19 protein-coding genes and 1 pseudogene are annotated in these 20,953 nt (G+C 73.3%); 16 read left to right on the forward strand and 4 right to left on the reverse strand.

What is annotated here, in order from left to right; genetic code table 11:
* The first annotated feature begins 36 nt into the window (after window positions 1-36).
* From IAG44_RS37445 to IAG44_RS37465, 5 genes are read left to right on the forward strand one after another with little or no spacing between them, the layout of a single operon-like run.
* A complete protein-coding gene (locus IAG44_RS37445; RefSeq protein WP_246562379.1) occupies window positions 37-555 on the forward strand; it encodes a hypothetical protein in 519 nt (172 codons plus the stop codon).
* A complete protein-coding gene (locus IAG44_RS37450; RefSeq protein WP_187751506.1) occupies window positions 522-1,958 on the forward strand; it encodes a hypothetical protein in 1,437 nt (478 codons plus the stop codon). Before IAG44_RS37445 ends, IAG44_RS37450 begins: the two co-directional genes overlap by 34 nt.
* On the forward strand, window positions 1,955-3,331 hold the full coding sequence (locus IAG44_RS37455; protein WP_187751507.1) for a VWA domain-containing protein: 1,377 nt from the start codon (window positions 1,955-1,957) through the stop codon (window positions 3,329-3,331). The genes IAG44_RS37450 and IAG44_RS37455 overlap by 4 nt, the downstream gene beginning before the upstream one ends.
* Before the next feature lie 20 nt (window positions 3,332-3,351).
* Window positions 3,352-4,464, forward strand: coding sequence for an ATP-binding protein (locus IAG44_RS37460; RefSeq protein ID WP_187751508.1), 1,113 nt, complete (start codon window positions 3,352-3,354; stop codon window positions 4,462-4,464).
* Window positions 4,461-7,643: a DUF5682 family protein gene (locus tag IAG44_RS37465; protein ID WP_187751509.1), complete on the forward strand. Its 3,183-nt coding sequence runs from the start codon at window positions 4,461-4,463 to the stop codon at window positions 7,641-7,643. Before IAG44_RS37460 ends, IAG44_RS37465 begins: the two co-directional genes overlap by 4 nt.
* Window positions 7,644-7,655: 12 nt before the next feature.
* Here IAG44_RS37465 and IAG44_RS37470 read toward each other — a convergent pair whose 3' ends face one another.
* Window positions 7,656-8,462, reverse strand: coding sequence for an alpha/beta fold hydrolase (locus IAG44_RS37470; RefSeq protein WP_187751510.1), 807 nt, complete (start codon window positions 8,460-8,462; stop codon window positions 7,656-7,658).
* Window positions 8,463-8,555: 93 nt separating this feature from the next.
* Here IAG44_RS37470 and IAG44_RS37475 point away from each other — a divergent pair, with 93 nt between their 5' ends.
* The 3 genes from IAG44_RS37475 to IAG44_RS37485 all read left to right on the forward strand — a co-directional run bounded on the left by IAG44_RS37475 (window position 8,556) and on the right by IAG44_RS37485 (window position 10,712).
* On the forward strand, window positions 8,556-9,662 hold the full coding sequence (locus IAG44_RS37475; RefSeq protein WP_187751511.1) for a hypothetical protein: 1,107 nt from the start codon (window positions 8,556-8,558) through the stop codon (window positions 9,660-9,662).
* Window positions 9,655-10,308: a GNAT family N-acetyltransferase gene (locus tag IAG44_RS37480; RefSeq protein ID WP_187751512.1), complete on the forward strand. Its 654-nt coding sequence runs from the start codon at window positions 9,655-9,657 to the stop codon at window positions 10,306-10,308. The genes IAG44_RS37475 and IAG44_RS37480 overlap by 8 nt, the downstream gene beginning before the upstream one ends.
* 65 nt (window positions 10,309-10,373) lie before the next feature.
* The gene (locus IAG44_RS37485; RefSeq protein ID WP_187751513.1) at window positions 10,374-10,712 is read left to right on the forward strand and encodes a hypothetical protein; all 339 of its coding nucleotides are present in this window, start codon (window positions 10,374-10,376) and stop codon (window positions 10,710-10,712) included.
* A gap of 73 nt (window positions 10,713-10,785) precedes the next feature.
* Here the strand turns inward: IAG44_RS37485 and IAG44_RS37490 are convergent, their stop codons facing one another.
* Window positions 10,786-12,060: an ArgE/DapE family deacylase gene (locus tag IAG44_RS37490; protein ID WP_246562381.1), complete on the reverse strand. Its 1,275-nt coding sequence runs from the start codon at window positions 12,058-12,060 to the stop codon at window positions 10,786-10,788.
* Between the two features lie 169 nt (window positions 12,061-12,229).
* On the opposite strand from IAG44_RS37490, the gene IAG44_RS37495 reads away from it, so the two are divergent.
* The 4 genes from IAG44_RS37495 (at window position 12,230) to IAG44_RS37510 (ending at window position 15,776) form a co-directional block, all read left to right on the forward strand.
* Window positions 12,230-12,667 carry an Lrp/AsnC family transcriptional regulator gene (locus IAG44_RS37495; protein WP_187751514.1) on the forward strand — a complete coding sequence of 146 codons (438 nt, stop codon included), beginning with the start codon at window positions 12,230-12,232 and terminating at the stop codon, window positions 12,665-12,667.
* A gap of 314 nt (window positions 12,668-12,981) precedes the next feature.
* Window positions 12,982-14,022: a FecCD family ABC transporter permease gene (locus tag IAG44_RS37500; protein ID WP_187751515.1), complete on the forward strand. Its 1,041-nt coding sequence runs from the start codon at window positions 12,982-12,984 to the stop codon at window positions 14,020-14,022.
* Window positions 14,023-14,027: 5 nt separating this feature from the next.
* On the forward strand, window positions 14,028-14,783 hold the full coding sequence (locus tag IAG44_RS37505) for a heme ABC transporter ATP-binding protein (protein WP_187751516.1): 756 nt from the start codon (window positions 14,028-14,030) through the stop codon (window positions 14,781-14,783).
* Window positions 14,784-14,804: 21 nt separating this feature from the next.
* Window positions 14,805-15,776 carry an ABC transporter substrate-binding protein gene (locus IAG44_RS37510; protein WP_425508548.1) on the forward strand — a complete coding sequence of 324 codons (972 nt, stop codon included), beginning with the start codon at window positions 14,805-14,807 and terminating at the stop codon, window positions 15,774-15,776.
* A 10-nt stretch (window positions 15,777-15,786) separates the two neighbouring features.
* Here IAG44_RS37510 and IAG44_RS37515 read toward each other — a convergent pair whose 3' ends face one another.
* Window positions 15,787-16,662 carry a peptidoglycan-binding domain-containing protein gene (locus IAG44_RS37515; RefSeq protein ID WP_187751518.1) on the reverse strand — a complete coding sequence of 292 codons (876 nt, stop codon included), beginning with the start codon at window positions 16,660-16,662 and terminating at the stop codon, window positions 15,787-15,789.
* Window positions 16,663-16,804: 142 nt separating this feature from the next.
* A complete protein-coding gene (locus tag IAG44_RS37520; protein ID WP_187751519.1) occupies window positions 16,805-17,638 on the reverse strand; it encodes an NmrA family NAD(P)-binding protein in 834 nt (277 codons plus the stop codon).
* A gap of 89 nt (window positions 17,639-17,727) precedes the next feature.
* Here IAG44_RS37520 and IAG44_RS37525 point away from each other — a divergent pair, with 89 nt between their 5' ends.
* From IAG44_RS37525 to IAG44_RS37540, 4 genes and pseudogenes are all read left to right on the forward strand, one after another.
* A complete protein-coding gene (locus IAG44_RS37525; RefSeq protein ID WP_187751520.1) occupies window positions 17,728-18,603 on the forward strand; it encodes an AraC family transcriptional regulator in 876 nt (291 codons plus the stop codon).
* A 161-nt stretch (window positions 18,604-18,764) separates the two neighbouring features.
* Window positions 18,765-19,604, forward strand: a complete 840-nt coding sequence (locus IAG44_RS37530) for an alpha/beta fold hydrolase (RefSeq protein WP_187751521.1) — start codon at window positions 18,765-18,767, stop codon at window positions 19,602-19,604.
* Window positions 19,605-19,669: 65 nt separating this feature from the next.
* Window positions 19,670-20,623: an ankyrin repeat domain-containing protein gene (locus IAG44_RS37535; protein ID WP_187751522.1), complete on the forward strand. Its 954-nt coding sequence runs from the start codon at window positions 19,670-19,672 to the stop codon at window positions 20,621-20,623.
* A gap of 139 nt (window positions 20,624-20,762) precedes the next feature.
* A pseudogene (locus IAG44_RS37540) lies at window positions 20,763-20,930 on the forward strand (Dyp-type peroxidase); the annotation flags it as partial.
* Window positions 20,931-20,953: the final 23 nt, after the last annotated feature.

Below are 20,953 nucleotides of genomic sequence, written 5' to 3' on the forward strand. Positions count from 1 at the left end.
GCGGAAGACATCCCTTTGAGCTGTGAAGGAGCGGGTGTGTCGGCTGATGTGGAGAAGATCCCGGAATGGGAGAGGTCGAGTGTCGCCCGGGTGCTCGCGCCCGCCCGGCCCCGCAAGCTCGCCAAGGTCCCGTTCGTCGAACTCGCCGACGGACGCCTGCAGGGCGTCGTCTCCAGCGGATCGGACATCGGGCGGGTGTACGTCTCGTCGATCGCGGCGGGGACGTACGCGTACGCGTGCAGCACCAACAACAACCGCCCCTGCGGCGGCGCCCGGGGCTCGTTCTGCAACCACCTCCGCGCGCTGGTGACCGAGGCGGTGCTCCAGTACGGCGCCGAACGCGTCGCCCGCTACCTGCGCGTGGACGCCGAGCCGGACGCGGGCGCCCTGACGGCCACGATGACCGGCACCAACCCCGCGCCGGACCCGGGCAAGGCGTCCGCGGCCGTCTTCAGCCGCTTCCTGCGCCACCTCGCCTACCTCGAACTCGCCCCGACGACAGCCCCGTTGCCGGAGATGCAGTGGTTCCCGCCGACCAGGGCGGAGGCCGCCTGATGCGCACCGACACCCTGACGGAACCGGTCGAGGGCCTGGACGACGCGCTCGCCGCCGTCGACGCCCTGGACCGCGCCCTCACCGCCGGCCTCCTGCGCCCCCGCCCCGACCGGGCCGCCGACCTGACCGCCCTCGCGGACGCGCTCGCCGCGAGCCCGCTGGCCGCGCGCGTCACCGAGGCCGCCGAGAAGGCCGCCGCAGGCACGGCCGCCGAGGACCACTTCGTCTCCCTCGCGGCAGCCCGAACGGCCCTGCTGGGCGCGGCACACGACGCGCTGGCCCAGCGGATCGCCGACGCGGTGGGACGGCCCACCGGCGCGAGCGCCGACGCCGACGCGGCGCAACCGGCCCACACCCCGGACGACACCGCCAACCTCCGCGCCGCCGCCCGCACCTGGCTCACCGACCTCGCCCGCGCCGGCTGGCAGGGCATCGACCACGACCTGATCGCGGGCGCCGCACCGGTCGTCACCGCGCTCCTCGCCGAACCCTCCGCACGGCGGCCGGCCGCCCTCCTGGACGGCTTCGCCGCCGAACTCGCCGCCTCCTGCCCCGGAACGGCCCTGGAACGGGTCCCGGCGCGCCGCTGGGGCGACCTGTGGGCGCGCGGCATGCTCCTCACCGTGCCGGGCGCGGACGCCGCACCCGCGCCCGGCACGGCCACCGGCCGCCTGCTGCCCCTCGGCGTCGACCTCCACGAACACGCCACCGCCGCACAGGCACAGGTCCACGCGGTGCTCGAACCGGCCGACGGCACGACACCCCGGCTGGTGCGGGCGAGCGTGTCGGCGCCGAAACCGGACACGGTCGTCGGCGCCGGCGTATGGCAGTTGCTCCGGCCGCACATGGCGCTGCTGGCCGCACTCGGCGAGGGCCGGGCGATGGAACTGGACGGGATGCCGGTCACCGCCGGGGGCGACCTCCTCTGGGACGACGCCCACGCGCGCACGGGCGAACCGGCCGACGCGTTCACCACCGCGCGCGTAGCCCTGCCCACCGCCGTCACCGCCCCGACGGCACCCCTGGACCGCCACCCCGCCCGTATCGCCGTCCCCGTGCTCCTGGAGGGCTACACGGCCCACCAGGGCGACGACGGCCTGACGTTCACCGTCGCCGGGCAGCCGCTGGCCGTCGACACCGACCGCGTCCCCGTCGCGGGACCGCTCACGCCGGACGCCGTCGCCGCGTCGGGCGCGTGCATAGGGCTGCTGCGCTGGGACGGCGGACGGTTCGCCGTGCAGCCGCTGGCCGTCGAGACCGTCGTGCGCAAGAAGCCGGTCGCGCTGCACGCGGGCGCGTGGGCCGGGGGGACCACCGACAAGGCGGGCGTGAAGGCGGAGAAGGCGGCGACCGACGCCGTGGCCGCCCTGCGCGAGCGCGCGGGAAGGCTGCTGCGGAAATGACCGGAGAACTCACCGACGACGCGTACGACAACCGCAGGCAGGTCCTGTACTGGCGGCTCCTCGCCCGCCTCTTCGACCCCGAGGAGCGGCCCGCGCTGGAGTCCGCGAGCCTCGCCGTCGTCGAGGACATCGGGCTGCCGCCCGCGCTGCTCGACCCGCAGGCGTCCGTCGACTCGGTCGTCCAGCGCCACCCCGCGCTCGCGGAGGAGTTCGACGGGCTGATGGTCGCCGAGGAGACCGGTGGCGAACGCGACCGGGCCGCCGAGGTGCGGCGCGCGGCGCTGGTGTCGAAGGTGCTGCTGAACGTGTTCGCGACCGGCTCCGGAGCCGTCGGCGCCGGACAGCTCGCACGCTGGCAGGCGGACGCCGGATGGCTGGAACGGGCGCTGGGCCGCGCCCCCGGGCACCTGCGCGGCGGCCGGGCAGCCGCCCCGACCGGGACCGGCGTCGGCGGCCCCACGCCCGACCTGAGCCGGCTGATCCCGCCCATCGGGCCCGAACTCGGCGCCATCGAGGCCGACCTGGTCAGCCGCATGCACCTGCGGGAAGTCCTCGCCGACCCCCAGCTCGCCGCCCGGCTCACCCCCAGCATGTCCCTGATCGAACAGCTCCTGCGCGACAAGAACAACCTCGACGGCGTCGCCCTCGCCAACGCGAAGGCGCTCATCCGCAGGTTCGTCGACGAGGTCGCCGAGGTGCTGCGCACGCAGGTCGAGAAGGCGACCGTCGGCGCGATCGACCGCTCGGTCCCGCCCAAACGGGTCTTCCGCAACCTCGACCTCGACCGCACGATCTGGAAGAACCTCACCAACTACAGCCCCGAGGAGGAACGGCTCTACGTCGACCGCCTCTACTACCGGCACACCGCCCGCAAGACCACGCCGCAGCGCCTGATCGTCGTCGTGGACCAGTCGGGCTCCATGGTCGACTCGATGGTCAACTGCACCATCCTCGCCTCGATCTTCGCCGGGCTGCCCAAGGTGGACGTCCACCTCATCGCCTACGACACACAGGCCCTCGACCTGACCCCGTGGGTGCACGACCCGTTCGAGACGCTGCTGCGCACCAAACTCGGCGGCGGCACTGACGGCACCGTCGCCATGGCGCTCGCGCAGCCGAAGGTCGCCGAGCCCCGCAACACGGTCGTCGTGTGGATCTCCGACTTCTACGAATGGCACGAGGCGCCCCTGTTCGACAGCATGGCCGCCCTCCACCGCTCGGGCGTCAAGTTCATCCCCGTCGGCTCGGTGACCAGCTCCGGGCGCGGCAGCGTCAACCCCTGGTTCCGCGAGCGGTTCAAGGACCAGGGCACGCCGGTGATCTCCGGGCACATACGCAAGCTCGTCCACGAGCTGAAGAACTTCCTCACCTGACCAGCCAGAAAGGCCCTCACATGTCCGACCTGCTGCGCGCCCCCGCCGAACTCAAGTACGCCGAAGAGCTGGACTGGCTGGAGTCCGTCGACGACAGCCCCAAGCCGTTCACCTGGCGCCTGTCGCCCAAGATGATCCGCCTGTTCGTCCTCGGCTCCGAGCGGGCCGACGGCCTGGAGCGGGAGATCTCCCAGAAGTGGTTCGGCGACCGCGCCATCGTCGAGCGGGCGATCGTCACCCTCGCCTCCGACCGCGGGCTCCTGCTCATCGGCGACCCCGGCACCGGCAAGAGCTGGCTCGCCGAACTCCTGGCCGCCGCGATCTGCCGTACCTCCACCCTCGTCGTCCAGGGCACCGCCGGAACGACCGAGGACCACATCAAGTACTCCTGGAACGTCTCCCAGGTCATCGCCAAGGGCCAGTCCCGCGAGTCGATGATCCCCTCGCCGATCATGACCGCGATGGAGAGCGGCGCGATCGGGCGCGTGGAGGAACTGACCCGCTCCACCAGCGACGTCCAGGACGCGCTGATCTCGATCCTCTCCGAGAAGTACATCTCCGTCCCCGAACTCGACAGCGACAACATCGTGTTCGCCAAGCCCGGCTTCTCCGTCATCGCCACCGCCAACAGCCGCGACCGGGGCGTCAACGACCTCTCCTCCGCGCTCAAGCGGCGCTTCAACTTCGTCCGCATCCCCGTCGTCACGAACAAGAAGAGCGAGGCCGAGATCGTCCGCTTCCGCACGGAAGAACTCCTGCGGCGCCACCAGATCGAACTCGACGTCCCGCCGACCCTGCTGGACGTCCTGCTGCAGAGCTTCGCCGACCTGCGCGCGTCCTCGGCCGCCGCCGGCAGCGACGACGAGAAGCTGGAGTCCGCGCTGTCCACCGCCGAGCAGATCGGCGTCCTGGAGGACGCGATCCTGCACAGCAACTTCTTCGGCGAGCGCGCCCTCACCGCGCGCACGCTGGCGTCCTCCCTCGTCGGCTCCCTCGCCCGGCGCGCGCCCGAGGACCTGGCCATCCTCAACAAGTACCTGCACGGCGTCGTCGAGCCGCGCGGCAAGGACGAGGGCGGCTCCTGGCCCGAATTCCTCGAAGGCGGGCGCGACGCGATCGCGACCCTGTCGTGAACGGCACCTTCGGCGCGCTGCGCGCCCAGCTCGACGAGGCCGCCCACACGTTCGCCGACGGGCCGGACGCCCTGGAGGGCATCCTGCGGGGCATCGTCGACGACGTCGACCGCGCGCTGCGCGAACCCCTGGAGATCTTCCCCGTCTGCCACCACTCACCGGCCTCCGCGCTCGCCATGGCCCGCCGCCTGCGCGAGAAGCGGCCCCGGGTGATCTACCTGGAGCTGTGCGAGGACATGGCGCCGCTCCTCACCGAGCTGCGCAACTGCCGCCTCCCGGTCGCCGTCCAGGCGTTCGCCGGCGAGGTCGAGGGCTTCCCCGCCGACTGGGCGCCCCTGTCGGTCGTCGCCCCGATCACCGAGGCGTCCGCCGAGTACCAGGCCATCGCCTACGCCCTCGACACACCCGGCGTCGAACTCGTCCTCGTCGACCGCTCCGCCGACCACGTCTTCCAGTGGGAGACCCCACGCGAGGCTTCGGCCGAGACCGAGGGCGACGAGGACAGCGCCCTGCACGGCGACGCCGTGGGCGTCGAGATCGGTGATCTGCGGCCCCGGTTCGCCGAGCTGGAGGAACACCTTCTGCGGCACGGGCGCGTGCGGCACTGGTCCGAGTGGTGGCACCAGTACGTCGAGGTGCCCCTCGGGGACGGCGACCACGACACCTACCGCCAGGTCATGCTCCTCATCGGCAGCCTCTTCCGCCGCCTCGCCCCCGGCGACACGCGGCGCGTGCGGATCGACGAGGACCGCGAGCGGTACATGTGGACGCGGATGCGTCAACACCTCGCCGCGAGCGGCGCCGACCCCGCCGACTGCCTGTACGTGTGCGGCGCGTTCCACGCGGCCAGCCGCGTCGCCGAGTTCGGCGTCGCCGGCACCGACACGTTCACCATCACCCCGGCCGGCGGCACGAAATGGCGGCACGGCCTGATCCCGTCCAGCAACACGGCCATCGAGGCACAGTTCGGCCTCGCCTCCGGGTCGGTGTCCATCGCGGCCACCGAGTGGGCCAAGAACCTCAAACGCAGCCGCGTGAAGCCGTTCCGCCTGGAGGGACAGGCGGGGACGAAGCGGGGGCGGGGGAAGCAGACGGGGGCTTCGGGGACGGCGGACAGCTTGGGCGCGCCCGCGAGTGCTTCGGGACCGGCGTCCGGGGCGACGGGCGCGCCGGCCGGTGGGCCGGGAGCGGCGTCGGTGCCCGGGGTGGTCGTGCGGGGCGTGCCGGTGGGGGCGGCGGGGACTGCGGCAGCCGCGTCGGTGCCGGGCGCGCGGTCGGAGGACTTGGCGCCTGCGGCGGGGGTGACGGCTCTGCCGGGCGGGGTGTTGCCGGAGGGTGAGGGCGTGGCGCCGGAAGGCTCGGCCCTGGCCCCGGGCGCCACGGGGGCAGCCGGAGGTGCCGGGGCCGCACAGGGGGCGGATGTTGCGCCGAGTGCGCCGGGGAGCGCGGCGGTCGTTCCCGCGCCCGCGTCCGCCCCCGTCACGCGGCCCGCCGCCGGCGTACCTGCCGGCCTGCCCGCCCCTCCCACTTCTCCCACCTCTCCCGTCCCTCCCGCCCCCGACCGGCTCACCGGCTTTCTCCAGCGGCCCCCGGTGCTCGACTCGCTCGATGAGGCCGAGTTGCTGGGCTGGTCCGTGGAGATCGTGCGGGCGGCTCGGCGGAACGGGTATCTCGCGTCGACCGCGGACGCGATCGCCGTGTTCGAGACGTCGATCCTGCTCGCGGGGGCGCGGGACCGGACGAAGCCGACGCCGTACGACTTCCAGGACGCGGCGGTGACGTGCATCGAGAAGGACGCGGTGCCGGGGCGGCGGGACATCGGCAGACTCGTCGAGATCATGATGGGCGGGGACCGGATCGGGCGGGTCGGGTACGAGGCGCTGCCGCCGCTCGCGCGGGACGTGCACGACCGGCTGGCGCCGCTGAACCTGAAGCTCCAGCAACGCGGCGTGCAGCGCGCCCTGCTGGACATCGCGGGCCGGCCGGAACTGGCCGCCTGTTCGGACGTCCTGTGGATCCTGCGCAGGCTGCTGCCGCGGGGCGCCGCGCGGCCGATCATGGGGGAGCGCACGCTCGGGGAGCGGTCGATCCAGGAGTCGTGGGACCTCGCACTCGGCACGCACCAGCGCGAGCTGATCGAGCTGGGCTACGAGGGCGTCAGCGTCGAACAGGTCCTGGAACAGCGCCTGCGCCGGGCCGCGTACGGGCCGAAGGCGACCGCCGCGACCGTCCTGGAGGCCGTCGAGGACGCCACGCTGTACCTGCGCAGCCCCCGTCTCGCCGACGAACTCGGCACCCACGCCCTGGACGTCCTCGCCCGGGAGCGGGGCGTCGACGGCGCGCCGGAGGTGCTGCGCAGGGTGCGCCGCCTGCTCGCGTACTACCGGACCAGCGCGCCGCGACTGCCGCAGTGGATCGAGTCGTTCGCGAAGACCGGCTACGCCCACTACTGCACGCTGCTGCCGACCGCGTTCGCCGACGAGGACGCGACCGTGCGGCAGGTCGCCGCGATGCTGGGCTTCCTGTTCAGCATGGAGAGCCTGGCCCTCTCCCTCGGCTGCGACCGCGCGCAGCTCGAACTCGCCGTCGCCCAGTCGCACCCCGAGGACACCGCGAAGACGGCCCTGCTGTGGGCGGCGCAGACCCACCTCGGCACCCTGCCGCGCGCCGAACTCAGCGCCCGCTGCGACGCGTTGCTGGCCAGCCCGCTGGTGGTGCCGGCCTACCCGCGCTACCTCAGCGGCTTCCTGCACGCCCTCGAACCGGTGCCGCAGCTCGCGGACTTCGTCGTCGAGGCCGTGTCCAACGCGTTCGGCACGCTCCCCGACTCGGTGCTCCTGCCGTGGCTGCCGACGCTGGTGACGACCCTGCGCGCGAGCGGCGCCGAACTGGCCCCGCTGCTCATCCGCGAGGCCGACCGGCTCTTCCCGGCGCGGCTGCCGGCGCTGGACGCGTGGACGCCGCCGTGGCGCGAGGAGGTCCCGGAGCCGGGCGTGCCGGTGACGCGGGCGGCGACCTCCACGCTCCTCGCCGCGCACCCGCAGACGTGCGACGCGCTGGCCGCGCTGCTGGGCTGCGACGACGTCGGCTGGGGTGCCGTGGCGGACGTGCCGGGGGTCGCTCTGCTGGAGCAACACCCGGAGACAGCAAGGGAGTTGGCGGTGCTGCTCAGCCGGTGAGGTGCGCGGGCCTCAGCCGGCCGGCTCCGCGAAGACCGACCGCAGCCGGTCCGCGAACTCCCGTGGATACCTTGCGTATCCGGCGTGGCCGCCCGGGAACTCGACCAGTTTCAGGCCGAGTCGGGCGGCGAGTTCCAGGGCCGGGCGGTGGATGGTCTGGTCGCGGGAACCCTCGCCGCCCGCGACGGCCAGGCGGCCGGTGAGCGGGGCGGCGGCGGTGAGGTCGGGGAGATGGGTGGCGGAGGGGCGGAGCATGTGGGCGAGGAAGAAACGCGTGTTGTCGTGGGCCTCCGGGAGGTCGGGGGCCGGGCGTCCGCCGAACAGCGCCGACAGCGCGTCCATCGCGGCGGCTTCGCCCTCCCGCTCCAGCGTCACGCCCACCCTCTCCACGAGCGCCAGATGCTCGTCCGCGTCGGGTAACAGGCCGAACGAGGGCGGCTCGTGGACGATCAGGGCGGCGACGCGCTCCGGGTGCGCGGACGCGAAGTGCAGGGCGGCCAGGGAGCCCGAGCAACTGCCGAAGATCCGCACCGGTTCGCCGTCCGGGACGAGGTGGTCGAGGAGACGGCCGATGTCGTCGCCGTGCTCCTCGATCCGCTGGTCGGCCGGGGGGCCGGTGAGGGCGCTGCGTGAATTGCCGCGCGGGTCGCAGGAGATGACCCGGTGGTCGGTCGCCAGCGCGTTTGCGAGGGCGGTGAAGACCGCCGCGTCCGAGTTGCCGCCCGCGAGCAGGAGGGCGGGCGGGCCGGCGCCGCGTACCTCGTAGTGGAGGGTCGCGCCCGGGACCGGGAGCGTGCCCTCGCGCGCGGGTGAATTCATCTCGTCTCCCGGTGAAGTGCGGGGTTCCCACGTACAGTTACTATGCGCGCACTCAGCGTACGGGTGGCGTGTGAGGTGAGGGAAGGGGGCCTGATGGGGCCGCGCATTCTGCTCAACGCCGAGGCGTTCGGGTTCGGGCCGGCCGCCGCCGCGGCGGTGCTCGCCGACGAACTCGCCGCGTCCGGGGCCGAGGTGGGGTACCTCGGCGGCGGGCACACGCTCGACCTGCAACACCGGCCGCCGTACGCGGCCGTCCATGACGTCACGGGGCTCTCCGAGGCCGCCTGCCTCGACCGGCTGCGCGTCCTCGCCGGGGAGTACGACGCGTTCCTCACGTCCATGGACTTCGCGCTCGGACTGGCGGCCCGTCAGGCCGGGTTCCGGGTGGCCGTGTACGACGCGCTCGCCTGGTTCTGGCCGGGGGCCTGGCCTGTCGTCCGGGACGAGAGCGTGCTGTATGTCGCGCAGGAGTTCTTCGGCGTGCGTGAACGGGTCGCCTCGGACGCGGAGTTGGCCGGGCGGACGGTGCTGGTGCCGCCGCTCGTCTCGCCGGGGGGCGGGTGGCGCGGGGGCGGGCGTCAAGTCGTTGTCAATCTCGGGGGGTTGTGCAATCCGTTCTGGGCACCCGGCGAGGTCGAGACGTACGCGCGGATCGTCGTCTCCGGGGTGCGCGCGGGGGTGCCCTCCTCGTGTTCCGTGCTGGTCGCCACCAGCGAGGCCATCGCGCGGGCGCTGGGGGACTCGGTGCGCGGGGTGACCGTCGGCACGTACCGGCGGGACCAGGTGCTCGACCTCCTGCGCGCCGCGCCGTACGCCTTCATGACCCCCGGGCTCGGCAACCTCTACGACGCGGCCGCCGTCGGCGTCCCTACGGTTCTGCTGCCCGCGACCAACACAACCCAGGCCCGGCAAGCCGACGTTGTCGCCGCGCAGGGCTACTGCGACGCCCGCGTCGACTGGGCCGACTTCGGCCTCGCCGTCGACTTCGGGGACGGTGACCCGGAGATGACGGGCGTACTCACCGCCGCGCTGCGGGAGTTGGGGGCGGAGGGGGACGGGCGGTTCGGTGAACGGGTTGCGGCGTCGGTGCGCGAGATGGGGCACGGACGGGCTTCGGGGCTGCTGGAGCGGTTCGGGGTCGGTGGGGGTCGGGTCGCTGCGGGGGCTGTGCTCAAGTGGGTACAGTCCGGGGGTGGTTGAGGGCGAGGTGCCGGCGCGGGTTCGGGGTGTGTGGGAGCGGCTTGCGGGCGCGGAGTTCCCCGATGCCGGTGAGACGCGCGTCGTCGTGTCGCCCGGCTCGCGGCTCTGTCCGCCGTCCTGGACGGGGGCCGTCCGCATCGGCGACGCGGTTCTGATCATCGTCCCTTCCGCGCGCGTGGCGCGGCGTCTGCCCCTGGACTTCGACACGCTCCGGTCGGCCCCCGAGGTGCTGGGCCCGGCGATCCTCAGCTACCTCCCCCACGCCACCACCCCTCCCACGACAGCCACCCCCCACGGCGACCTCCGCACCCTCCTGTCCGCCGCAAGCCCCCGAGACATCGCCGAGAGCTGCATCACCGACGTCGACTCACCCCTCTTCGCCGTCCACGACGGCCCCCGCGTCCTCGCCGCCGCCGGTTACGCGACCTGGCCCGCCTCCACGGCCCACCTCTGCGTCCTGACGGCCCCGGCCGCCCGAGGCCGGGGCCTGGCCGGTGAAGTCGCCTTGGTCGCCGTCGAACACGCCCTGCGGGCAGGGTTGTTGCCGCAGTGGCGGGCGCGGCTCCAGGCGTCCCGGAGGGTGGCGGTGAAGCTGGGGTTCAGGGAGGTGGGGGAGCAGGTGAGTGCGCGGCTGGGGGAGGGGTGAGGTGAATGCGGGGACGCGCCGGCTTCGGGGTCGGTAGGGTGCTGACGTCGATCGAGGGGGACAGGATGGCTGACGAGGTCACAAGTGCGGTGACAGAGGCTCGCGTTCGGCTGAAGGACGGCGGCCATGGTGTGCTTACGCTGGCGGATGTCGCGCTGGCCGCCCTTTCGACCCCCGAAGACGTGATGACGCACGACGTGTTCGCCGTCGTCGCCGGGCGGAACCTCCCCGCGGTCACCCTCGTGCGCAACGCCCTCGACGGGCGCGACCCGTGGAACACCCACGCCGCCGAAATCGCCCTGCATGAACTGGGGTTCAGCATCATGGTGCGCCGCCGGTACGACAAGTCGTCCGGGAAGCCCGTGGTGTTGAAGAACGAGCAGCGCAACGGCTCCGCGGTCTGACGCGAGGGTCTGCTGACTTCCTCGGGGTGTTGTCGAGGGTTGCCGTGTGGTCGGAACCGTCGCCAGGGGGCTGCTACTTGGTGCCGACCGTGCGCAGGGTGGCGAGCACCAGTGTTCGGGTGACGGTGGCGATGTCGCTCACGCGGACCTGTTCCTGGGGGCCGTGGGCGAGGCGTACGTCGCCGGGGCCGTATTGCAGTGTGGGGATGCCCGCTCCGGAGTACAGGCGTAGGTCGCTGCCGTAGGGGGCGCCGCGTTCGGGAGGGCGGGGGCCGCCGGTGACGTCGGTGTGGGCGTCGGTGATCTGGGCCGCGAGGGGGTGTCCGGCCGGGAGTCGGCCGCTGGCGAACTGGCCGCCGGGCCATGTCACGGTGGCGGGGTGGGAGCGCAGCCAGGGGTCGGCCGCGCAGGCTTCGGCCACGCACGTCTCCAGTTCGGTGCGTGCGTGGGCGGGGTCCTCGCCGAGGCGGACGCCGAGTCTTCCCTCGGCCACCAGGAGGTCGGGCACGCTGCTGGCCCAGTCGCCGGAGTGGACGGTGCCGACGGACAGCGGGTAGGGGATGGGGTATTCGGACATGAGCGGGTCGGCGCCGACGTTGCGGCGGGCTTCCAGACGGGCGAGCGCGCGGTGGATGGGCAGGTAGGCGTCGATGGCGCTCACGCCCGCGTATCGGGTGCTGCCGTGGGTGGCTTGGCCGGGTACGTCGATGCGGAAGGTCAGGGCGCCGGCGTTCGCGGTCATGACCGCGCCGCTGGTCGGTTCGGTGATGACGCAGGCGTCGCCGGTGTGACCGCGCTGGAGGGTGCCGAACGCCCCGAGTCCGCCGTCCTCCTCGCTGACCACGAAATGCGCGGACACCCGGCCGCGCAACCTCGCGCCCGCCTCCCGTATCGCGGCCAGGGCGGCGAGGATCGCCACCACCCCCGCCTTCATGTCGCACGCCCCTCGCGCGTGCACCACGTCCCCGGTGACCCGGGGGCGGAAGGGGTCGCCCTCCCAGCGCGCCAGGTCTCCGGGAGGGACGACGTCGACGTGCCCCTGGAGGATCAGGGTCGGCCCGTCGTCCTGGGGCACCGTGCCGCCCACCAGGCCCCACGCCTCGGTGCGCGGGGCCTCGCTGCCGGGAAAACGGGGATGATCACGCAGCTCGGGCAGGTTCATGGACCACAGGTCGACATCGAGGTCCATCCGCTTCAGATGCCGGGCCAGGATGTGCTGGACCTCGGACTCCGCGGCGCTCCCCGTCACGCTCGGCACAGCGAGGAGTTCCAGCAGCAGCCGGGCGATGGCCGCCTCGTCCACCGCGGCCAGGGCCGAGGCTTCCACACCGCTCAGGCTTGCTGTCATCTCGACACCGCTCCCCGCACGTGACATCAGGACAAGCCGGAGACTATGTTCGGCCGACAGCGCAAACAATCGCCATTTGCTGCTGCCTGCCATCGCTTTCTTGCAATGTCAGCGGGACCATGGCGATTTCTTGCGCCGGGCCGCAGGCACTGACGTCTGGAATGAGGGCATGGACGCCATCGATCAAGCGATCATCCGGCACGTACTGCACGACGCGCGGGCCACGTACGCCCAGATCGGCAAGGCGTCCGGGCTGTCCGCGCCCGCCGCCAAACGGCGTCTCGACCGCCTCGTGGCCACCGGAGCGATCCGCGGTTTCACCGCTCTCGTCGATCCTCAGGCGCTGGCCTGGCACACCGAGGCTTTCGTCGAGGTCTACTGCGCCGGCAACCCCACCCCCGCCGAACTGCGCCAAGCCCTGGAGGGCATCCCCGAGGTCGTCGAAGCCTGCACCGTCTCGGGGGCCGCCGACGCGGTCGTCCACCTGCTCGCCCAAGACATCCCCCATCTGGAACAGGCCATCCAACGCGTGCGCGCGACCGCTCCTGTGCAACGGACCGAGAGCGCCATCGTGCTCTCCCGGCTGGTGAACCGGCCTCGCGTGTGATCGACACCGTGGGACCACCGCGAGTTCCCTGGACACCGCCCTTGCGGACGGCTCCGGCACCTCGGTGCGGAGATCGGCAGCCCCTTACGAACCCGGCGAAACGGTTTGTTAGGCTCCGTTCGCCTCCCGCGGGGGAAGACCGGTGAGACTCCGGCGCTGACCCGCAACGGTGTGCGCGGAAACGCTTCCGCGCGAGCCCGATCGCCCACGGCCGGCACGCGACCCGTACGACCGCTCGCCGTGGACTGCGAGAGGGGACCGCAAGGTGCCTTCCGTGCTCCGTCCTTCCGGCGGCCTCAACCGAAGGACCGCCGGTGCGCCGAACTCCCCTCGCCCTGCTGACCGTTGCCCTCGCCCTCCTGCTGGCGCTGTCCCTGCTCGCCGGGGTCGTGCTCGGCGCCGCAGGCATCGGCGTCGGTGACTCGCTGCGCCTGCTGTGGGCCGGCCTGACCGGCGGAACCGTTTCCGCGCGGGACGCCGCCGACTACACCATCGTCTGGGAGATACGCCTGCCGAGGGTCGTCCTCGGCGCGGTCGCCGGCGCCGGGCTCGCCTCCGTCGGCGTCGCCGTCCAGGCCATGGTCCGCAACGCCCTCGCCGACCCTTTCGTCCTCGGGATCTCCTCCGGCGCGGCCGTCGGCGCGAACGCGGTCATCCTGATGGGCGCCTTCGCCTCGCTCGGCGTGTGGGCGCTGTCCGTCTCCGCGTTCGGCTCGGCGCTCGCGGCGACGGCCCTCGTCTACGCCGTCGCCCGCACCCCGCGCGGCCTCACCCCGCTGCGCCTGATCCTGACGGGGACGGCGCTGGCGTACGGGTTCGAGGCGATCACGACCGTGATGGTGTTCAGCGCGGCCCGGGGCGAGGCGGCGCGCTCGGCGATGATGTGGCTGCTCGGCAGCCTCGGCGGGGCGACCTGGGCGCAGGTGCCGATCGCCGCCGTCACCGTCGCCGCCGGGTGGGCGTGGCTGCGCAGGCGCGCCGGGGCGCTGAACGCGATCGCGATGGGCGACGAGACGGCGGCCGCGCTCGGGGTGCGGCCGGAGCGGCTGCGGCGGGAGCTGTTCGTGGTGACGGCCGCCGTGACCGGGACCCTCGTCGCCGTCAGCGGCGCGATCGGGTTCGTCGGGCTGATGGTGCCGCACCTCGTGCGGATGGCCGTCGGCGCCGACCACCGCCGCGTCCTGGTCCTCGCGCCGCTCGCCGGGGCGGTCCTCCTGGTCTGGGCGGACGTCCTGTCCCGGCTCCTGCTCGCCCCCGCCGAACTCCCGGTCGGCGTGATCACGGCCGTCGTCGGGGTGCCCGCGTTCCTGCTGCTGATGCGGCGCGGCGGCCACGCGTTCGGCGGAAGGTGGTGACCGGCATGCGGCTCGGCCTGGACGGCGTGACCGTCACGGCGGCGGGCGCACGGCTCGTCGACGACATCCGGCTCGACGTGGCACCCGGCACCGTCGTCGGCCTCGTCGGCCCCAACGGCAGTGGGAAGTCAACCCTGTTGAGGTGCGTCTACCAGGCCCTGCGCCCCGCCGCGGGCACGGTCCGCCTCGACGGCGAGGACGTCCGGACGATGGCCCCGCGCGCCGCTGCCCGGGTGCTGGCCGCGCTGCCGCAGGAGTCCGGCGCCGAGTTCGACTTCACCGTCACCGAGGTCGTCGCCATGGGCCGCCTGCCGCACGAACGGCTCGGCCGCGCCGAGGAGTCGAGGATCCGCGCCGAGGCCATGGCGGCGACCGGCGTCGGCCACCTCGCCGACCGGGGCTTCCTCGCCCTGTCCGGCGGTGAACGCCAACGCGTCCTGATCGCACGGGCGTTGGCCCAGCAGCCCCGGGTCCTGGTCCTCGACGAACCCACCAACCACCTCGACATCACCCACCAGTTGGAGGTCCTGTCCCTCGTCCGGGACGCCGGCCTCACCGTCCTCGCGGCCCTGCACGACCTCAACCTGGCCGCCGCGTACTGCGACCGGCTGTACGTGCTCGCGGACGGTCGTGTCGTCGCCTCCGGCACACCCGAGGACGTCCTTCAACCTGCCCTGCTCGCCGAGGTGTTCGGCGTCCGTGCCCATCCCGTGCGCCACCCCGTCACCGGCGCCGTGCAACTCCTCTTCGACCGCCTCTAAGGAACCCTCCTCATGCCCTCCCTGCGTCAACTCGCCGCCGTCGCCCTGTGCTTGACCGTCACCGGGTGCGGGGCCTCCGTGGAGAAGACCTCGTCCCCCGCGTCCGGGGCCGTCACGATCACCAACTGCGGCAAGAAGGTCACCTACGACCACGTCCCCGAACGCGTCGTCACCAACGACGTCGGCATCACCGAGCTGATGTTCGCGCTCGGCCTGGAGGACCGCATGGCCGGGTTCGCGATGCCGGACGACAAGGGGGACCTGACGAACGTGCCCTGGAAGGACGGCTATCGGAAGGTCAAGTGGCTCTCCAAGGACCAGTTGACGAAGGAGAACGTCCTCGACGCACGCGCCGACCTCGTCTTCGCCGGCTGGAACTACGGCTTCCGCGAGGACAGCGGCTTCACGCCCGACGCCCTCGCGAAAATCGGGGTGCCGTCGTACATCCTCACCGAGTCGTGTCGCAACGGCCGCACCGACACCTCGCGCGGCATCATGCCGCCCCTCGACGCGCTCTACACCGACCTCACCAACCTGGGGAAGCTCTTCGGCGTCGAGCAGCGCGCGGCCACCCTGATCGCCTCCTTCAAGAAGGAGATCGCCCAGGTCAAGGCGCCTGCGAAGCGGCCCAGGGTGTTCCTCTACGACAGCGGCCAGGATGCGCCGTTCACCTCCGGACGGTACGCCGCGCCCGACCAGATCATCAGCGCGGCCGGCGGCGAGAACGTCACGCACGACGTCGACGACTCCTGGACGACGGTCGGCTGGGAGACCGTCGTCGCCCGCGACCCCGACGTCATCGTCATCTGCGACTACGGGAACGTCAGCGCCGAGCAGAAGCGTCAGTTCCTGCTGTCCTACGCGCCGTTGAGGAACGTGTCCGCCGTCAGGAACAAGCGGATCTTCGTCCTCGACTACGTCGACCTCGTCGAGAGCCCCCGCAACCCGTCCGCGATCGCGCGGCTGGCGGCCTACCTCAACACCGTCTCCTAGCTGCCGTCCGTCAGGGGTTCCGCGTCTCCGACTCCAGGGACTCGCGGGTCGCCGCGCCGTACACGCCGGACTCGTCCGAGAGGATCAGCCGGGTGAACTGGTAGGTGCGGACGGCGCTTTGGACGCTCTCGTCGTACACGCCGGTCGCCTCGCCGTCGTAGCGGCCGATCTCCTTGAGGCGGAGCTGAAGCTCCCTGACCTGGGGGCCGGTGTCGCCGAGGCGCAGGACACGCGGGGCCTCGGCGCCGCCCCCCGAGGGCGGGGTGGGGTCCGGGGCGCTCGTGGGGGAGGCGGTCGGGGTCGCTGTAGGGGACACGGACGGGGACGCCGTCGGCGAGGTGCTGGTGGACTCCGACGCCGACGCGGAGGCCGACGAGGACGGGCTCGCGGACGTGCCGGAGGCGCTGGGCGAGGCCGATCCCGTCGCCTCCGCGCTCGTCGAGACCTGGTCGGGGACGCCCGCGCGCAGGTCGTCCTGGACGCTGTCGCTACGGGACGGCGTCTGGTACAGCGAGACGCCGAGGAGGACGCCCGCCGTGACGGCGAAGGTGGCGGCGCCGACGGTGATCAGGGCGATGCGGCTGCGCTTGGCGGGCGGCTTCCCGTCGAGATCGAGGCCGGGGTCGAGACCAGGGCCGGCGTCCGGGTCGGACTCAGGGTCGGCCCGGGGGTCGGGCTCCGGGAAGAATCCGGGGCCGGATCCGGGGCCGGGCTCGGGGAGGAAGCTGTACCCCGGGTTCGGGTCGGGTCGCGGGACGGCGGCGGCCGGGTCCGGGACGAGACCCGAGGGGTACTCCAGGGTGGTCTCCTCGGCGGACTCCGGGACAGGTCCCCGGGCCGCCTCGTGCTCGCCCCCGAACGCCGGCTTGCCGCTGTGTTCACTCACGCCTGATCCCTCTCCATGAGATCTCCGATCCTATGCGGAAGTCCCACTTTCAATCTTCACGGATCTCCACAAGTGGAGGGCCATGGAGGGGAGTTGGGATTGGCGGCACCCGCCATACCCGGTCGGCGCGGGCCGCGCCCTGCTAGCTCCAGGCGCCCGACGCCGCCGCCTTCGCGGCGTACTCGGCGAACGGGACCGGCTCCCGCCCCAGGATCCGCGCCACCGTGTCGACCGGCGCGGCCGAACCACCGTCCCGCATCACCGCGAACAACGCGTCCAGGTCATGCACGGCCTCCTCGGGATAACCCTCGTCCAGCAACTCGGCACGGTACTCCTCCGGCGTCAACTCCTCGTAAACAATGGGCCGTTCGGCAGCGCGAGCGATCACCTCGACCGCCTCCGCGTAGGTCGGCGCGGTCGCCCCCGACAGGTCGTACACCTCGCCCTGGAGAGCGTCGGACGTCAGCAGCGCGGCGGTCACCTCGGCGATGTCCCGTACGTCCACGAAGGGTTCGGGGACGTCCCCGACGGGCAGGGCGAGGCGCCCGGCGCGCAGCGGGGCCCGCCACTCGGCCTCGTCGAAGTTCTGGTTGAAGCTGTTGGGGCGCAGCACCGTCCACTCGACCCCGGAACCCTGAACTGCCTTCTCCGCGGCGGCCATTCCCCGGAACGCGTCGGACGGAACCCGGTCCATGCCCCGCCCGGACAGCGCCACGAACCGTCGCACACCGGCGTCGACGGCCTGCCGCACGAACGGCTCGGCGAGGGCGGGATCCTGCGGTGCGAGCAACTGGACGGCGCTCACGCCCTCCAACGCCCCGGCCCACGTGTCCTGTTCGGTCCAGTCGAACCGCACCGCGCCCGAGCGCGACGCCGCCTTCACCCGCCGCCCGGCCGCCTGAAGCACCGGCACGAGTCTGCGGCCCACCTTGCCGGTCGCGCCCAGTACGAGAATCGCGTCTGTGTATGTCGTCATGACCGTCAGTCAACTGGGCTGCCGGAGCGGGGGACATGGCCGATCGTCCGGCGCGGCTGCGTGATCGTCCGGGCCACTAGGGTGTGCCCATGGATCCGTTCGACGATCTGTTGCAGGGCGTGCGCGCGGACGGGGCCGGGCTGCGGCGCACCGACCTCGCGCCGCCCTGGTCCGTGCCGCTCGGCGGCACCAACTCCCTTACGCTGTGCACGGTGCTGACGGGCGAGGGGCGCCTCGACCGGGGGGACGCCGTGCGGGCCGGTGACTCCGTCGTCGTGAAGGGACCCGAGGCCGTGGAGCTGTCCGGCACGGAGCCGGCGGGGCTGCTCAGCGGGGCGTACGAGACGCGGGGCACCGTCGCACGGCGGCTGGTCGGGGTGCTGCCCGAGGTGATGGTGGTGCCCGGGCACGCGGGGTGCGCGCCCCTGCTGGACTTCCTCGCCGGGTCCGGGGACGGGGGCCGGCCCGTCGTGCGGGACCGGCTGCTGGACTGGCTGCTGGTGTGCGCGCTGCGGGGCTGGTTCGACCGGCCCGGCGCCGTGCCGCCGGGGTGGTTCGGGGCGCTCGGGGACGAGGTCGTCGGGCCGGTGCTGCGGGTCATGCACGCGGCGCCGGAACGCCCCTGGACGCTGGTCGGGCTCGCCGCCGAGGCGGGTGTCTCCCGGACGACCCTCGCGGACCGGTTCGTCCGGCTCGTCGGGACGCCGCCGCTGACCTATCTGACGTCCTGGCGGATGAGCCTCGCGGCCGACCGGCTGACCGGGACGCGGGAGACCGTGGGCGCGGTGGCGCGGCGGGTGGGGTACGCGGACGCGTTCGGGTTCAGTGCGGCGTTCAAGCGGGTGTACGGGGTGAGTCCGAGCGTGTACCGGAGGTCGGGGGGTGCGGGGTCGTCGGCGGGTGAGGGCCCGACGGGTGCGGGTGCGGGTGCGGGTGCGGGGCCGGGGCCGGCAGGGGCGGGCTGATAATCTCATCGCGTATACGCATCGGCCGCCGTCGCGGCCCTCGACCGAGGAGGTGGGACCCATCACCGCAGGAGCAGGACGGGCACTCACCGCCAGGCGCCGCTGACCTTGAGGTCGTCGCCGGAGTGCCCCGAAACGGCACCCCGAAAGGCTTGAACCTCATGACGTACGACCACTTCACCGCCCCCGACGGCACCCGCCTCGCCCACCACACCTCCGGCGCCGGCACCCCCCTCGTCTGCCTCCCCGGCGGCCCCACCGACTCCGCGTACCTCGGCGACCTCGGCGGACTCACCGCCCGTCACCGACTGATCCGGCTCGACCTCCGGGGCACCGGCCGCTCGGCCGTCCCGGCGGACGCGGCCTCCTATCGCTGCGACCGCATGGTCGACGACGTCGAGGCACTGCGCGTCCACCTGGGTCTCGAAAGGGTGAATCTCCTCGCGCACTGCGCGGGCGCGAACCTCGCCGCCCTGTACGCCGCCCGCCATCCGGAACGCGTCGCCCGCCTCGCCCTCGTCACCCCGAGCACCCGGGCCGTCGGGCTGACGATCCCCGGGGAACTGCGGCTCACGACGGCCCGGAAGCGGCGCGGCGAGCCCTGGTTCCCGGACGCGTACGCCGCCCTGGAGGCGATCAGCGCGGGGCGCGCCGACGCCGGCGCCTGGGAGGCCGTCGCACCGTTCTCGTACGGGCGCTGGGACGCCGTCGCGCGGGCGCATCACGCCGGGGAGGCACTGGATCCGGTGATCCTCGCGGCGTACGGGGCCGACGGGGCGTACGAACCGGCGCGCACACGCGCGGGGCTCGCGCGGCTCGCGGCGCCGGTACTGGTGGTCGCCGGGTCGGTCGACGTGGTGGCTCCGCCGGGGGTGGTGGGGGAGTTCGCGGGGGTGTTCCCCGACGCGGAGGTGGTGGTGCAGGAGGGCGGCGGGCACTTCCCGTGGCTGGACCGGCCTGAGGAGTTCGCGCAGGTCGTGGGCGGGTTCTTCGGGGAGTAGGGGGCGTTGTCAGTGGCGTCTGCGAGGGTGGGGGCAGTGGGTGATCGGCGAGGGAGGGACGCGGGATGGGCGCGGGTGACTGGGTGGGCATGGGGGACTGGAAGGACCACGCGCAGGTGCGCGCACGGCTCGACGCGGGCGCCGATCCCGAGTCCTGGAGCGGCGGACGGCCCCTGCACCGCGCGGCCGCCTTCGGCTCGCCCGAGGTCGTCGCGGAACTCGCCGCGCGCGTCGCCGACGTGGACGCCCTGGAGCGCGGGGTGAGCGCCCTGTGGGAGGCGGTCGAGTACGGGCGCGTCGAGCACGCCCGCGTACTCGTCGCCGCCGGGGCCGATCCCTGGCTGCCCCAGCTCGCCGGCTGGTCGCCGGGCCGCCTCGCCCTCGCGGGACCGACGCCGGACCTCTTCGAACTCCCCGCTGGGCAGGCCGGGTTGACCGACGCGGAACGGCTCCTCGCCGAGGAAGCGGCACGGCTCCGGGCAGCGCTCGGGAAGTTCTGCTCCGACGGGATGAGCGTCGCCTGCGTGACGGGCGTCGACGCCGACGAGGCCGTCCGGCGTCTGGACGCGTCCGACGCCGACGCCGAGGTGCTCGAAGACGTGCGGGAAGCGCCGGACGACTTCGAACTGGACGAGGTCCTGCCCTTCGTCGGCGTGACCTCGGTGCCCGGCGGCTGCGTGCTGGTCCAGCCGTGGGGGTACGCGGCCTCCACCCCGGTCGTCCTGAAGCTCCTCACCCCCGGCACGCGCGCCTACGGCGTCTACGCCAACCCCAAGAGCGGCAACCAGGGCAGCACCGCGCGCGACGGCGTCATCGAGGGGTGGGACCTTCACCCCGGCGGCGGCCCGGACACCGGCCAGACCCCCGAGGACGTGCTCAGGGGGTACCTCTACTCCTGCCGCCCGATGGCGTACGCGTGCGCGTGGGCGGGGCTGGCACCGGCCGACGCGCGGGCGTTCGTGGGGGAGCCGGACAGGTGGGTGAGGCTGCCGGAGCGGGATTACTGGGGGGAGGGGTGAGGGGGCTGGGCGGAGGCGTTGGGGCGAACCGGCGGGACGGGGCCGGTTGGCTCGGGGTGCCCCATCGGGGCAGGCGTGGGCGTCGAACGCCGGGCCGGGCCGACGAGGGAGAGGGCTACCGGTGAAAATCCAGTGCCTGCTCGCGTACGCGCGTGTCCCCGAGGTGCCCGAGACCATGCCGCGCCGGATGTTCCTCGGCACGCGGGACACCGGCCCCGACCCGATCCTCGACTTCTCCGAGGCCGTCACCGGCACGCTGTTCTGCGTCCCGCCCGTGGACTTCCTGAAGGGCCTGGCGGCTCGCTGACCCCAGCCTCTCCCCAGCTTCTC

Origin of the sequence: Streptomyces roseirectus, assembly GCF_014489635.1 — a bacterium.
GTDB classification, from domain to species: Bacteria; Actinomycetota; Actinomycetes; order Streptomycetales; family Streptomycetaceae; genus Streptomyces; species Streptomyces roseirectus.

Coding starts and splice junctions, on each gene's coding strand:
- IAG44_RS37455 (WP_187751507.1), top strand. CDS start 1,955: ATGACCGGAGAACTCACCGACGACGCGTACGACAACCGCAGGCAGGTC.
- IAG44_RS37460 (WP_187751508.1), top strand. CDS start 3,352: ATGTCCGACCTGCTGCGCGCCCCCGCCGAACTCAAGTACGCCGAAGAG.
- IAG44_RS37470 (WP_187751510.1), bottom strand. CDS start 8,462: ATGAATTCACCCGCGCGCGAGGGCACGCTCCCGGTCCCGGGCGCGACC.
- IAG44_RS37475 (WP_187751511.1), top strand. CDS start 8,556: ATGGGGCCGCGCATTCTGCTCAACGCCGAGGCGTTCGGGTTCGGGCCG.
- IAG44_RS37485 (WP_187751513.1), top strand. CDS start 10,374: ATGGCTGACGAGGTCACAAGTGCGGTGACAGAGGCTCGCGTTCGGCTG.
- IAG44_RS37490 (WP_246562381.1), bottom strand. CDS start 12,060: ATGACAGCAAGCCTGAGCGGTGTGGAAGCCTCGGCCCTGGCCGCGGTG.
- IAG44_RS37495 (WP_187751514.1), top strand. CDS start 12,230: ATGGACGCCATCGATCAAGCGATCATCCGGCACGTACTGCACGACGCG.
- IAG44_RS37505 (WP_187751516.1), top strand. CDS start 14,028: ATGCGGCTCGGCCTGGACGGCGTGACCGTCACGGCGGCGGGCGCACGG.
- IAG44_RS37520 (WP_187751519.1), bottom strand. CDS start 17,638: ATGACGACATACACAGACGCGATTCTCGTACTGGGCGCGACCGGCAAG.
- IAG44_RS37525 (WP_187751520.1), top strand. CDS start 17,728: ATGGATCCGTTCGACGATCTGTTGCAGGGCGTGCGCGCGGACGGGGCC.
- IAG44_RS37530 (WP_187751521.1), top strand. CDS start 18,765: ATGACGTACGACCACTTCACCGCCCCCGACGGCACCCGCCTCGCCCAC.
- IAG44_RS37535 (WP_187751522.1), top strand. CDS start 19,670: ATGGGCGCGGGTGACTGGGTGGGCATGGGGGACTGGAAGGACCACGCG.